Genomic DNA, 13527 nt, shown 5'->3' with positions numbered 1-13527 from the left:
AAATGTATAAATTTAGCTTCAACGTGAATAAAAGTGATTTTTTAGCTGCGTATTATAGAATTCCCCTCATAGAAATCCATTAAAAGGAAGTTATTGTCACAATTATGCCTTTGCATATTCATGCGTTCTGATTTATAATAAGTCAGTCATTGGGTCAACTTAGATTTTTTCATATGAATAGGGGAGATATAGAAATGAACAAATGGGGTAAACTTAGTTTAGGAATGGTATTAGCGGTAGGTCTGCTCTCAGGCTGCGGTCAAAATAAAAATGATAATGATACCGCTGCTAGTGGTAATGCAAATTCCGGTGCAGTTACTAAAAAGCTGATTATGGGAACAAGTGCAGATTTTCCTCCGTACGAATTCCATAAAGTAGTGGACGGAAAAGATACTATCGTAGGTTTCGATATCGACATCGCTAAGGAAATTGCTGCTGACATGGGCGCTGAGCTTGAAGTTAAGGATCTGCCTTTTGATTCACTGCTTAACGAATTGTCCAGTGGACGTGTAGATATGGTGATTTCCGGTCTTAGCCCGACTGAAGAACGCAAAAAAGCGGTTGAACTCTCAGATATTTATTACAAAGCAGAGCAAGCTATTGTAGTGCGCGAAGCAGATAAAGATAAATACGCTACTATGGACGCGGTGAAGGGCACCAAAATTGGTGTACAGACAGGCTCTATTCAAGAAGAAATCGCCAAAGAGATTGAAGGCGCAAAGATCACTTCTCTTGGTAAAATCTCCGAGATCGTTCTGCAATTGCAATCTAACCGTATCGATACAGCAATTATTGAAGGACCTGTAGCCAAATCTTTTGTTAAGAATTTAGCGGGTCTTGTAATTACCGATGCTAAGCCTGAAGTAGAAGATGATGGATACGCAATTGGTATTAAAAAAGGCAATACAGAGCTTCTAGATAAAGTAAATGCAACACTTAAACGTCTAGAATCAGAAGGTAAGATTGATGAATATGTAGCGGCAGCCAGTGAGCTTGCTGAAAGCACGAAGTAAGGAATGGATATTGTTTTAGGTCTGCTGAAGTAAATTGTATGTGTATTACAGAAAATAGCGGAACTTTGCTATTTTCTATTTTTTTGGAGATAGGGGGATAAGATATTGGATATTACTTTATTTAGAATGGCTTATGATTATCGTGATCTTTTCTTGACTGGATTACAATATACCTTGCTTCTTGCTGTTCTTGGTGTCTTTTTTGGCTTCATTCTTGGGATTATCGTCTCTCTACTACGGATGTCAAAATGGAGAGTGTTACGTTTCTTAGCCACTGCTTGGGTTGAATTTTTGCGGGGCACTCCAATGCTTGTGCAACTGTTTCTCATCCATTACGGGCTGGCGACGTTTGGGATTGAGTTTACTCCGATTCAGTCCGGGGCGATTACACTCTCCATTAACAGTTCTGCTTATCTGGCAGAAATATTTCGCGCCGGAATTCAGGGTGTCGATCGTGGACAAACGGAGGCCGCACGTTCACTTGGAATGAAACAAGGGATGACAATGCGTCATATTGTACTTCCTCAGGCACTTAAAAGTGTACTTCCGGCAATCGGTAATGAATTCATTACCATTATCAAGGAATCATCAATTATTTCATTTATCGGAGTAACGGATTTGATGTTTCAAGCTCGTACGGTTACAACGATTTCGTATGATGGTATGACACCACTCGTGATTGCTGCCTTTATGTATTTTGTTCTAACATTTACGCTTTCCAAGATCCTAGGTAGACTCGAAAGGAGGCTGAATACCGATGATCGCCGTTAAGAACCTGCAGAAGCATTATGGAAAGCTGGAGATTCTCAAGGGAATCGATTTGGAGATTAAAAAGGGTGAGGTTGTCGTTGTAATCGGGCCCAGTGGTTCGGGAAAAAGTACCTTTCTGCGTTGCTTGAATCTATTGGAGCAGCCTACAGGTGGAGAGATCACTTTTGAAGGGGAATCGATCACCTCAAAGAAGCATGATATCAATGCAACGCGTGAGAAGATGGGGATGGTTTTTCAACAGTTCAACCTTTTTCCGCACAAAACTGTTCTGCAAAACATTACACTCGCACCGATTAAAGTAAGAAAACAGCAACAGGCTGTGGCCGATAAATTCGCAATGGAGCTCCTCAAGACTGTAGGGCTTGAAGATAAAAAGGATGTTTATCCAGCTCAATTGTCCGGTGGACAAAAGCAGCGGATTGCGATTGCTCGTGCATTAGCCATGCAGCCGCATGTGATGCTTTTTGATGAGCCTACCTCAGCGCTTGATCCGGAAATGGTAGGAGAGGTACTTGAGGTTATGAAAAAGCTTGCCGAAGACGGAATGACAATGGTTATTGTTACACATGAGATGGGTTTTGCCCGTGAAGTGGGTGACCGCATTCTGTTTATGGATGGCGGGGTAATCGTTGAACAGGGTACTCCTGAACAAGTATTTGGTAATCCTACACATGCTCGGACTAAGGATTTTTTAAGTAAAGTATTATAAAGAATTCGTCAAAACGGCCCTGGACAAGTATCCGGTGGCCGTTTTGTTATAGGGTCCTGAGGGTAATGTGGGGATATATCGCTGGGACTGAGTTCATTTATTTATGTAAACCATGTATAATAGATGGTCAGTCAATCAACAGGAAAAGGAGTACATACATAATGAGAGATGATCTACGCCGGATAGGCATTATTGATATTGGTTCGAACTCCATTCGTCTTGTAATTTATGATACAACGCGCGAAGGAGGCTATAAGATCATCAAGGAGTGTAAGTACTCCGCTCGCCTTAGTGAGAAGATTACGAAGGAGAATAGACTGGAACAAAAGGACATGGAAACGATTGTTCCGGTCTTGCGGCAGTTTAAGGAAATCTGCAATGCTTTTGCAGTGGAAACCATTCGGGCGGGTGCAACGGCAGCTATTCGTAATGCAGCTAACTCAAGCGAAATAATAAGCTTTTTGTCACAATCCTCTTCCATTCCGATTGAGGTGATCAGTGGCCACCAGGAGGCATATTATGGCTTCTTGGGTGTTATTAATGCCTTTAATGTAGAGGATGGTTATGTCATTGATATTGGTGGCGGGAGTACTGAAATCACTCTTTTTTGTCAGCGGCGTTATCAACACAGCATTTCTTTCCCGTTTGGGGCAGTAAATACCAACCTAATGTTTGGCCAAGGTGGGAATTGGAGCGATGAGCAGATTCACAAGCTGCAGACCTTTGTTCTGGGCAGGCTGGTTGAGCATGATTGGCTAAATGCCAAAGCTGGTCTTCCTTTATTCGGTTTAGGAGGGACGGTTCGTTCTTTAGGGAAGCTGGATCAGAAGACACGAGCATACTCATTGCCTAACTCCCATGGCTATACGATGACCAGTGAGACGATCGAGCACTTTATGAACACCCTACCTTCAATGCCTTACGAAAAACGTAAGGATTTAGAAGGACTATCTAAGAGTCGGGCGGATATCATTGTATCCGGGTTGATTATTTTCCATACGGTGTATCAGTATATTGGGGCGAGTGAGGCGGTGATCAGCGGGGAAGGACTCAGAGAAGGTTTGCTGCATGATCTGCTGGAGCCGGAGCAGCCAGTGCGTGCTAGTGCTTTGGAATATAGCTTAAACACGATCATTCGCTTTGATATTCATACCTCTAAACGGTATTTAGATCATATCAACAAGCTAGCGCTCAGCCTGTTTGACGCATTTAAAGATGAATCGAATAGAGCAGAGCACGAGATGTTAATCTATGTGTCCATCATGCTGCATCGTACGGGAACGAATATTAACTATTACCAATCCAAACGACATACTTTGTATTGGTTGATGAATTCACCGATTCGTGGACTTACCCACCGTCAGCTTATTCTTTGCGCTATGATTGCCTCATACAGCACAAAAAGCCGGAAGCAGAAATTGTCCCAACAACATAAGGACATTTTGCTGCCATCCGACGAAGAGTGGATTCATAAGCTCGGATCGCTTGTCCAGCTTAGCATTGCGCTGGACAGCACGGAGATTGGAATTGTAAGCGGCCTGAAGGCCAATCTGCACGGCAATACGCTTCATCTGGACTTAGAGGGCGCATCGTCACTGCTAATTGGCCTAGAGGACATTGAGAACGCGATAAAAGCATTTAAGAATGCTTGGGCGGTGAAGGTAAAACTCGGCTTCCCTTCCAACGTGTAACATCCATTGCAGCAAACTGGCTCCGGAAAGGGGCCTTTTTGTCGTCTGGTTGTTCGTAATATCCATTAGCCTGCAAGAAGCTGGCTTTAACATTATCTTGTAGAGACAACTCTAGAATCTTGACGATCTGTTTACGGATGCCGCTGTCTCTGACAGGACACATCAGCTCAATCCGGCGGGTTAGGTTTCTAGTCATCCAGTCGGCACTGGATAAATACACCTCAGGTTTGCCGCCATTTTCGAAATAATAGATCCGGGAGTGCTCCAGAAAACGGTCTACGATACTGCGTACTGTAATGTTTTCACTTAAGCCCTCTATTCCCGGACGTAGGCAGCAAACCCCTCGCACGATTAAGTCAATGGAGACACCGGCTTGGGCTGCGCCATATAAATCGTCGATCACTTGCTGATTAGAGAGTGAGTTCATCTTGGCGATTATGCGTGCGGGTCTGCCTGCCCGCGCATGTTCAGCTTCACGCATCATTAGCTTTTGCAGGGATAAGCTCATATTCGTTGGCGCTACAATGAAGGAATGCCAGTCAAAATTAGCCGAATATCCAGTCATTTGATTAAACAGCTCGGAAGCATCCAGTCCGATATCGCTTTGGGCGGTGAATAGACTGAGATCCGTGTAAGCCTTGGCTGTACTGTCATTATAGTTTCCTGTGCCTACATGCACGTAACGACGCAGTTCAGGGCCTTCCTGGCGGACAATCAAGGTCACTTTGGCATGCGTTTTGAGTCCGATCAGACCATAAACGACATGACAGCCTGATTTTTCAAGCTGGCGTGCCCAAGCGATGTTCCGTTCCTCATCAAATCGGGCTTTTAACTCTACAACCACTGTAACTTGCTTGCCAGACTCCGCAGCATTGGCTAGTGCAGTGATAAGTGGAGAATTTCCGCTGACGCGGTATAAGGTCATTTTAATAGCCATCACTTGCTCATCTTCTGAAGCTTGAATGATAAAGTCTGTCATCGCATCAAAAGACTCGTAAGGGTGGTAGACTAATACATCCCGTTCACGCAGCACCTCGAAGAAATCCTCGTTTTCTTGAAATTCAGCAGGGTAGACCGGCTCAATAGGTGGATAGTTCAAGTAACTAAAACCTTTTAAGCTTCCGGCAAAATTACGAAGAAAGCCCAGATCGAGCGGACCTTCTATTTCAAATACGAAGTCCTCCAGCTCAAATTCAGCTTGTAGCTGCTCAAGAGCATAGGGATGGATACCTTTTTGTACCTCCAGACGAGCAGGCACCCCGCGACGACGCTTGCGCAGCTCTTTTTCGATCTCTTCCAGCAGATCCTCGGCACCTTCCTCATCGATTGTAAGATCTGAGTTACGAGTCAAACGAAACTCACTAACCGCAACAGGTTCGTAACCGCTGAATAAGGTTTGAATGTGATGGCGGATCACATCTTCAATAAATACAAATTGTCTTTTCTTACTATTAGAGCGGTGTGGAAGAGGGATACATCTTGGCAGATTCGAAGGAATTTGCAGGATAGCAAAATAAGGCTCCTCTTCAAGGCCATTCTTACGAGTAAGAACAACAGCTAGGTAGATAAACTGGCTGTGCACGAGTGGAAACGGCCGGCTCTGATCAACAGCCATTGGCGTAAGTACAGGATAGATGATATCCCGGTAATACTGTTCTATGGACTGCTCTTGGGCATGGGTAAGATCCTTATAATCCACAAATACGATGCCTTCTTTATGCAAACTCCGCGAAATATCACGGAATGTCCGGTATTGATCGGCAATGATTTTGGTTACGCGTTTGATGAGGCGTTTATATAGCCCGGAAGGGGTGTAGCCTGTGAAATCTTTTTTAGTATAACCCGCCCGGATCTGATCTTGAATTCCCGCTACGCGAACGCTTATGAATTCATCCAGATTGCTCGAGACGATTGCCAGAAATCTGGCACGTTCCATTAAAGGGTTATCAGGGTCCTGCGCCTCCTTGAGTACACGGCGGTTAAATTCGATCCAGCTCAAATCCCTATTGAGGTAAGCAGTGGCTGGACTGCTTTGGTTGTTTTTAATCTCTTCTGTATTCATGGGACCTCCAAATATGCTTCGATGTCTGTATCTCAAATCTATTTATCATATTCTATCATTTTACTATTGGATGAGGCACGAAATGTTAAATCTATGTAAAATCTCAAAGAATATTATTTAATTATCTTATATAATAGGATATGATTGTCGCTAATTAGTTAACATAATAAAAATTATGTTAACTTCTTAATGAATCAAAGACAATAATTAAACATGTTATTTCAGAATGGTAACAATTACATACGCATAGGTTACAAAATTGTGATATATTAAGTCCTGTCAGTTTTACAAAAGACAACAATACATCAGGACATCACACAAGATGTACATAAGTACAGGAAATGTACACGAGCGTATACGGAAGTCATACCGCTTACGCCCATCTAAAGAGGAGGCATTTATGAAGAACAAGTTCAGAACCATTAAAACCCTTGCTGCAGTTATGGGAATTAGTGCATTGCTGCACACCGCTCCTGCTTTTGCAGACAGCGTTCATATTGCAAAGGAAGGCAATACTTTCTATACTCTTTCTCAACAATACAATGTCGGTGTTAATGATCTAATGAAAGCTAATCCAAACGTTGCAGCTCTTAATATTTACGATGGACTTAAAATAACGATCCCTAGTAAAATGCAAGCAGAAGCTGTAGCTACGACAGAAACTCCAGTGCTTACCCCAAGCCTGAATGTTACTCCAGAATCAAAAACAGTTGAAGCATGGGGCAAGTCATTTAACTATGAGAAAACGATACAAGTTAAGGCTTCTGCTTATTCCTCAGCGGCTAGTGAGAATGGAGGCTGGGGTGCGGTTGATTATTTTGGAAACCCACTTAAGCTAGGAACCATTGCGGTTGATCCAAGTGTAATTCCTCTTGGAACAAAAGTGTTGGTTACCGGCCATTCACACTCAGGATTGCCTAAAGAAGCTTTTCTGGCTACTGCAACCGATATGGGAAGTGCCATTAAAGGTAACCGCATCGATATCTTTATTCCAGGCAGCCAAAGCTTTGTAGCGGATTTTGGTTATCAATATGTACAATTATACATTGTTAAATAGCTAGCTAAAAATATAGAGATTTATACAGAGATATGGAATGGTTTTAAATAGGTTAAATAAGAAACGGAGGGAGTCCTTAGCGGCTGCCTCCGTTTCTTATTTATTTATTTATTTTTAGAGACCTGCAGCAATTGAGGCACGGTAACGAAAGAATAGCCGCGTTTACGCATAATCGTGATTACCTCAGGTAAAGCCTGAATCGTTCCACTAAGATCACTACCCGGCCCACCTCCACCATGCTGAAGGATAATTGCTCCTTTTCCTGCATTAGCTAAGATGTTATTTCTAACTTGAGTTTTGGAAAGTCCCTTCCAGTCCAACGAATCCACATTCCAATTTACGAGCTTATAACCATGATTTTTTGCCCATCTCAATTGTTGCTCAGAGATATCTCCATAGGGTGGACGAATCAGGCGTGGTTTATATCCGGCTAAGGTTTGAATAATGTTCTCGGTCTCAATGATCTGTGATCTGAAATCATGCATCTTCAGCTTCACAAACTGAGGATGGTCATAAGAGTGATTTCCAATAGCATGTCCTTCTCTAATCATCCGCTTCACTAGAGCAGGATGTTTCTCAGCTCGGCTTCCTACCACGAAGAAGGTTGCTTTGACATGATATTTTTTAAGAACATCTAGCAATTGGGGTGTAAACCTTGGGTCAGGCACATCGTCAAAAGTTAAGGCGATGACTTTATTCCGAGGACCGCTGGTCTTAAAGGTCTCGGGATATTTGTGTAATAGCTGACTCAGAGACAAGCCCTTAGTGTTCTTATTGTTGCTGCTCGTTGAATTATTTGTAGTAGAAGTTCCCGCAGATATCGCCTTGTCTTCGTCAGTGGTCTGCGTACTTTTAATTTGATCCTGTGAGGACTTCTGATTCTGAGCTGGAGCTGAAGCAACCTCTGCTGAAGAGGTTGGAAATAGCAGGACAATGATTGATCCTAATACTACCAGCAGTTTCTGGACTCTCCGTTGATCATACATCCCCAAATGCCTCCTTTACTACCTGATCATCACCATATTCTTCATTGTTATCTCCATTGAAGGATGAATTTATGCCGTTTCTTCAAGGTCTCTGGTAAAGATTTCTTGCACACACTAATGCGTGTATACTAAATAGAACGGGATATTCCCGGGCCAATTATAGACAGGTGGAAGGATGGGGACAAGGATGTCAGAATTGTTTGCACCTTATGAATTGAAGGGTTTAACGCTGAAAAATCGTATTGTTATGCCACCTATGTGCCAGTATTCGGTGGATAAAGAGGATGGCATCCCCAATGATTGGCATTTTGTTCATTATGTAAGCCGTGCTATTGGAGGTACTGGTCTAATCATTGTCGAGATGACTGGAGTACATCCGGACGGTAGAATAACGAACCGGGATACAGGGATTTGGAGTGATACGCATATAGAGGCGTATCGTAAGCTCACAGATAGTGTACATGCCTATGGAGCAAAAATAGCCATTCAACTAGGGCATGCCGGACGTAAAGCGGTCGATGCTGAGCCGCCGGTTGCACCTTCTGCAATTCCTTTTGATGCTCGTTCTAAGCAGCCACAGGTGCTTTCTAAGGAAGGCATCCTTGAGATGATAGAAGCCTTTCGTGATGCCGCTCGTAGAGCTGTGGAGGCAGGATTTGATACTGTGGAGATTCATGGTGCGCATGGTTACTTAATTCACCAGTTTCATTCACCTCTGTCCAACCTCAGAGAGGATGAATATGGACAAGATCCTGCACTTTTTGGAGAACAAGTAGTTGCAGCAATCCGAGAAGTAGTGCCAGTAGATATGCCCTTGATCATGAGGGTATCCGCGAAAGAATATGTTGATGGTGGATATGATGCTGCCTATGCCCTGGAGTTTTGCCGCCGATATAAGGATGCTGGAGTGGATATGTTCCATGTGTCTTCAGGTGGTGAAGGGCCCATTGGCTCTAATGGTGGACCTAATGCGGGCCCAGCCTACCAAGCAGATCTGGCAGAATATATTCGCAGTGGATTACAAGTGCCAGTAATTGCGGTAGGACGGCTTGAAGCCTATTCTGAGGCACAGTCCATCATTGCAGAAAAAAGGGCGGAGCTTGTAGCTATTGGCCGTGGGATGTTAAGTGATCCTTATTGGGCTTTACATGCTGAAGAAGCGCTTGGTGGCGTACATGATGTACCTAAACCTTATGAACGTGGGATTTGGAAAAGAGGCTAGACCGTTTTCGATGTGAAGTTTGTCACAGATTTTATGCTCCTTCTAAGGCAATCTTAATAAAGATAAAATTTGAAGGAGCTTGATAACGTGGGGACGGTTCTAAGTAACGAACGGCTGACAGATGGTGTGTATCACCTTAAGGTAGAGACGAATAGTGGCGGAGCAATGGGTCAATTCTACATGTTACGGGCATGGGGAGCTTACCCCATCCTATCCAGACCCTTAAGTATACATGAAGTACACGAGGATAGTGTTGAATTTCTGTATCACGTAGTTGGGGAAGGTACGGAGATATTCTCACGGCTGGGTTCAGGTGATTCGGTAGAGCTTGAGGGCCCTTTTGGAAATGGATTTCCACAGGTCGAAGGGAAGGTTGCGCTCATCGGCGGTGGGATCGGAATTGCACCGCTTTATTATTGTGCGAAGCAGCTTCCGGGGAGTGATATCTTTTTGGGCTTTAGCCGTGAAGCTTACCGGACAGAAGCGTTTCGCCCACTTGCAAGTGAGCTTGTAGTCGATGTTGGCGGTTTAATTTTGGATAGTGTGGATTTCAGCCAATATGATCATGTCTTTGTCTGCGGCCCACACCCTATGCTTAAAGCTGCTCAACGTAAAGGCATTGCTGCTGAAGAAGCAGGCATTAGAACGAAAGTATACCTTTCTCTAGAGAACCGAATGGCTTGTGGGATTGGAGCCTGTCTGGTCTGCAGTGTATCCTGCCGTGATGGTCAAAAGAAGGCCTGTGCAGACGGACCTGTGTTTCTTTCTGAGGAGGTGATTTTCCATGACTAAGTTGAACACAACAATTGCTGGCGTTCATTTTAAAAATCCAATTATAATGGCCTCTGGAACGTTTGGTTTTGGCCGTGAATATGGCAAGCTGTATGATGTGTCTCTGCTGGGTGGAATCTCTGGCAAGGGGTTAACCCTCAATCCGAAAGCGGGGAATCCCGGCACTCGTGTATATGAGACAGCTTCTGGTATGCTGAATAGTGTGGGACTCGAGAATCCGGGTGTAGCTGCATTTATAGATAAAGAATGCCCTTATTGGGAAACACTCGATACTGCTCGTTTGGTCAACCTGGGTGGAGGCACACTTGAAGATTATGTTCTTGGTGCTGAGATGATTCAGCGGGATGCAGATGCTCGTGCGAGTGCAGGTAAGACAGCAGTGGACATGATTGAATTGAATATTTCTTGTCCAAATGTTAAAGAGGGCGGCATTGCGTTTGGGATCCAAACTTCAGAAGCTCAAAAAGTAGTACAGGCTGTTAGACGCGCAACTAAACTGCCCCTCGCTGTAAAGCTGTCGCCGGGAGCCGAAAATATCGTTGAAATGGCACAAATGTGTCAGGAGGAGGGAGCAGACGCTGTCTCACTCATCAACACGATCTCAGGAATGAAGATTGATGTCCGCCGCAGAAGCAGTGTATTCAATAACTTATATGCTGGATTGTCTGGACCTGCGATTAAGCCTGTCGCTCTTCGTATGGTGCATCAAGTTGCACAAAACGTAACGATTCCCGTGATCGGAATGGGTGGCATCACTTCAGCAACGGATATCATCGAGTTTATTATGGCAGGTGCTGCAGTTATCCAAGTGGGAACTTATAATTTCATGAACTTGCGTGCAGGTAGTCAGCTAGTTGCAGAGCTTGAGCAATTTATGGTTGAAGAAAATATTCAATCACTAGAGGAAATACGGGGCATTATATAAAGTGAAGTAGTGAGGGGAATACTATTGACTACTAACCAGATTGATCCTGAGGATATTGAGCTGAAGGCGACGACTGTCGGACGTGATCTCTTGCTCTTAATTAGTGGAGGTGTTCGGCATATTGGTGCTACGAGTACTGCTTATCTGGAGGGGGAGCAGGTTAAAGTACTGACTTCAGCGGTTCCTCATCATAAAGAGCACACGATAAGCGAGCCCATTGCGATCAGAGTAGCTGAAGCGCTGAACAAGACGGTCACAGTAGTGATGGGGATTCATTATGACAATCTCACGAAAGAAGGTATTATGGAAGTCGTGGAAATTGTGAATTTAAAAGTAAATCAATATTTAGCGCAACAAATATGAAACGGTAGTGACAATTCTACGTAAAAGATAGCATGTGAGGAATTAAATTATCTTTTGGAGGAATGAAACCATGTCTATATTTAAAAGATTGCGCGATTTAACCATGTCTAATGTGAACGCGATTATTGACAAAGCAGAAGACCCGATTAAAATGACAGATCAATACATTCGTGATATGACCGAAGATTTAGAAGATGCAGAAAAAGCTGTAGCGGCGCAAATCGCCATTGAGAAGAAATTCAAACAGCTGTATGAAGAACAAGAAGCGCTTGTTAACAAACGTACCCAACAGGCTCATGCAGCAGCTCAAGCGGGTAATGTTGACCTTGCTCGCCGTGCTCTGGAAGAGAAAAATGCTGCTGAAGCTAAACTGGTAGAATACAAAGCAAGCTTTGATCAGAACAAAGCTTCTGCGGATAACCTTCGTGGCAAGCTTGAAGAGATGCGCAAACAGCTTACCCAAATGAAGAACAAACGTGAGACTTTGGTCGCACGTTATAACGCTGCCAAAGCTCAAACCGAGATCAACAAAGCAATGAGCGGATTTAGCTCCGATTCAGCGTCTGCAGGTCTCAAACGTATGGAAGATAAAATGCTGCAAGCAGAAGCTCAGGCTGAAGCCAGCAATGAGATGAGTTCAGGCAATAAATCTCTGGATGATGAATTCGAGAAGCTGAACAAAGATCAAGCGGTTGAAGATGAACTGGCGGCTCTGATGAAACAATACGAGAAGCAATAACATTTGATCTTTAGCCGGTTCACGGCTGGTGTTCACAGGCGAAGGAGAGACAGAAATTCGTTTCTTCTTCGCTTTATCTATGCTTATGAAAGGCATGCAAAATGATTAAGCGGGGGCTATAGAATGGATCTCCATATTCTGGTGTCCATGGTCGTGTGGACGGTGAGCGGCGCTGTGTTGCTGTTTGTACTGATGTATATAGATTCACTTTTTACTCGTTATAACGATATAGAAGAGTTAAAGGCTGGAAATATGGCGGTGACTACACGGTTTGTAATGAAGCTTCTAGCTCAGGCCTTCATTTTATCTTCATCGATAGCGGCTTCCAATAGTTTGCTAGATGCGTTGCTGATTTCGTTAGTATCATTTTTACTTTTGTTAATTCTAGAAAGAACGGTTCGGCTTCTACTAGCAAATTGGGGGAAGCTGGATCTGGATCATGGTACACAGCTTGGTAAAATCGGATATGGCCTGCTATCAGGTTCACTGCAAATTACGGGTGCTTTAATTATTACTGCCTTTATGTAGGAGGAACGATCAAGTTGAGTATGTGGAAACGTATAGGTAACCTTTTCTCTAAGCCAGCGCCTCAGGAAGTTCAAAAAAGTATGCTTAATTTGTCTCCCGGAGACATTTGTGAAGTATCGCTTGTCACCTATGAAGTCACTGGCCGGACACATAATCGGGGCCGTAATGCTGTAGTTCTGACCCTTAGAGATGGAAGCCAGATAGCTTATCTTCATATAGAAGAGCGGGAACAGCTGCAATATGGATTGTACAGACCTATCGATGGGCGGCTTGATAATCCTGCTGAGGTTCCAGCAACTCTTGAGCTCGATGGCTATACATTTTTCCTGGAGGAAGAATATGAAGGTTTTGTCGCTGTTGCAGGTCAGACGCCATTTATGAATGGTGGAGAGCAGCATGTGTGGCAATATCAATCAGATGATTCACGTCTACTGCGTGTAGAGTGGCAACATGGACGGTTTATGCTTTATGAAGGGGAGAAAATAATCCCTGGGGATGTAAAGGTAATTAGAGCATCCTAGCCTAGTAGAGAAGTAATAGATCACTATACCGGAAAAAATATTGTAGAAAAGGCTGCTGCCCATAAACATGGATGGTGGCCTTTTGTGTTTATAATTTTACTTCAAGAGGTCTCATGTTAAAATAATACCTATTACAGCAAAAATCGAC

12 protein-coding genes and 1 pseudogene are annotated in these 13527 nt (G+C 43.7%); 11 read left to right on the top strand and 2 right to left on the bottom strand.

What is annotated here, in order from left to right; translation table 11 throughout:
• Positions 1 to 320: 320 nt before the first annotated feature.
• From NYE72_RS16875 to NYE72_RS16865, 3 genes and pseudogenes are all read left to right on the top strand, one after another.
• A pseudogene (locus NYE72_RS16875) lies at positions 321 to 1784 on the top strand (ABC transporter permease subunit); the annotation flags it as partial.
• Positions 1771 to 2493 carry an amino acid ABC transporter ATP-binding protein gene (locus tag NYE72_RS16870; protein ID WP_036687633.1) on the top strand — a complete coding sequence of 241 codons (723 nt, stop codon included), beginning with the start codon at positions 1771 to 1773 and terminating at the stop codon, positions 2491 to 2493. The pseudogene NYE72_RS16875 and the gene NYE72_RS16870, both read left to right, overlap by 14 nt.
• A gap of 161 nt (positions 2494 to 2654) precedes the next feature.
• Positions 2655 to 4184, top strand: coding sequence for a Ppx/GppA phosphatase family protein (locus NYE72_RS16865; RefSeq protein ID WP_036687631.1), 1530 nt, complete (start codon positions 2655 to 2657; stop codon positions 4182 to 4184).
• Here the strand turns inward: NYE72_RS16865 and ppk1 are convergent.
• The gene (gene ppk1, locus NYE72_RS16860; protein ID WP_036687629.1) at positions 4132 to 6246 is read right to left on the bottom strand and encodes a polyphosphate kinase 1; all 2115 of its coding nucleotides are present in this window, start codon (positions 6244 to 6246) and stop codon (positions 4132 to 4134) included. The two genes, NYE72_RS16865 and ppk1, sit on opposite strands and share 53 nt — an antisense overlap.
• 400 nt (positions 6247 to 6646) lie before the next feature.
• On the opposite strand from ppk1, the gene NYE72_RS16855 reads away from it, so the two are divergent.
• Positions 6647 to 7303, top strand: coding sequence for a 3D domain-containing protein (locus NYE72_RS16855; protein WP_036687628.1), 657 nt, complete (start codon positions 6647 to 6649; stop codon positions 7301 to 7303).
• Between the two features lie 104 nt (positions 7304 to 7407).
• Here NYE72_RS16855 and NYE72_RS16850 read toward each other — a convergent pair whose 3' ends face one another.
• On the bottom strand, positions 7408 to 8289 hold the full coding sequence (locus tag NYE72_RS16850; protein ID WP_036687626.1) for a polysaccharide deacetylase family protein: 882 nt from the start codon (positions 8287 to 8289) through the stop codon (positions 7408 to 7410).
• Between the two features lie 187 nt (positions 8290 to 8476).
• On the opposite strand from NYE72_RS16850, the gene NYE72_RS16845 reads away from it, so the two are divergent.
• The 7 genes from NYE72_RS16845 (at position 8477) to NYE72_RS16815 (ending at position 13379) form a co-directional block, all read left to right on the top strand.
• The gene (locus tag NYE72_RS16845) at positions 8477 to 9511 is read left to right on the top strand and encodes an NADH:flavin oxidoreductase/NADH oxidase (RefSeq protein WP_076141996.1); all 1035 of its coding nucleotides are present in this window, start codon (positions 8477 to 8479) and stop codon (positions 9509 to 9511) included.
• Positions 9512 to 9598: 87 nt separating this feature from the next.
• A complete protein-coding gene (locus NYE72_RS16840; RefSeq protein WP_076144768.1) occupies positions 9599 to 10303 on the top strand; it encodes a dihydroorotate dehydrogenase electron transfer subunit in 705 nt (234 codons plus the stop codon).
• Positions 10296 to 11228 (top strand): dihydroorotate dehydrogenase, encoded by a 933-nt coding sequence (locus tag NYE72_RS16835; RefSeq protein WP_038571513.1) that lies wholly within the window; start codon positions 10296 to 10298, stop codon positions 11226 to 11228. The genes NYE72_RS16840 and NYE72_RS16835 overlap by 8 nt, the downstream gene beginning before the upstream one ends.
• Before the next feature lie 24 nt (positions 11229 to 11252).
• Positions 11253 to 11591: a hypothetical protein gene (locus NYE72_RS16830; protein ID WP_254924479.1), complete on the top strand. Its 339-nt coding sequence runs from the start codon at positions 11253 to 11255 to the stop codon at positions 11589 to 11591.
• Between the two features lie 70 nt (positions 11592 to 11661).
• On the top strand, positions 11662 to 12330 hold the full coding sequence (locus NYE72_RS16825) for a PspA/IM30 family protein (protein ID WP_036687619.1): 669 nt from the start codon (positions 11662 to 11664) through the stop codon (positions 12328 to 12330).
• Positions 12331 to 12453: 123 nt separating this feature from the next.
• Positions 12454 to 12858 carry a DUF350 domain-containing protein gene (locus NYE72_RS16820; protein ID WP_036687618.1) on the top strand — a complete coding sequence of 135 codons (405 nt, stop codon included), beginning with the start codon at positions 12454 to 12456 and terminating at the stop codon, positions 12856 to 12858.
• Positions 12859 to 12872: 14 nt separating this feature from the next.
• Positions 12873 to 13379: a DUF4178 domain-containing protein gene (locus tag NYE72_RS16815; protein WP_076130052.1), complete on the top strand. Its 507-nt coding sequence runs from the start codon at positions 12873 to 12875 to the stop codon at positions 13377 to 13379.
• Positions 13380 to 13527 lie beyond the last annotated feature (148 nt).

It is taken from the genome of Paenibacillus sp. FSL L8-0333 (genome assembly GCF_037965665.1).
Taxonomy (GTDB): Bacteria; Bacillota; Bacilli; order Paenibacillales; family Paenibacillaceae; genus Paenibacillus_AQ; species Paenibacillus_AQ odorifer.
This window is presented reverse-complemented; position numbering and strand designations above follow the sequence as displayed.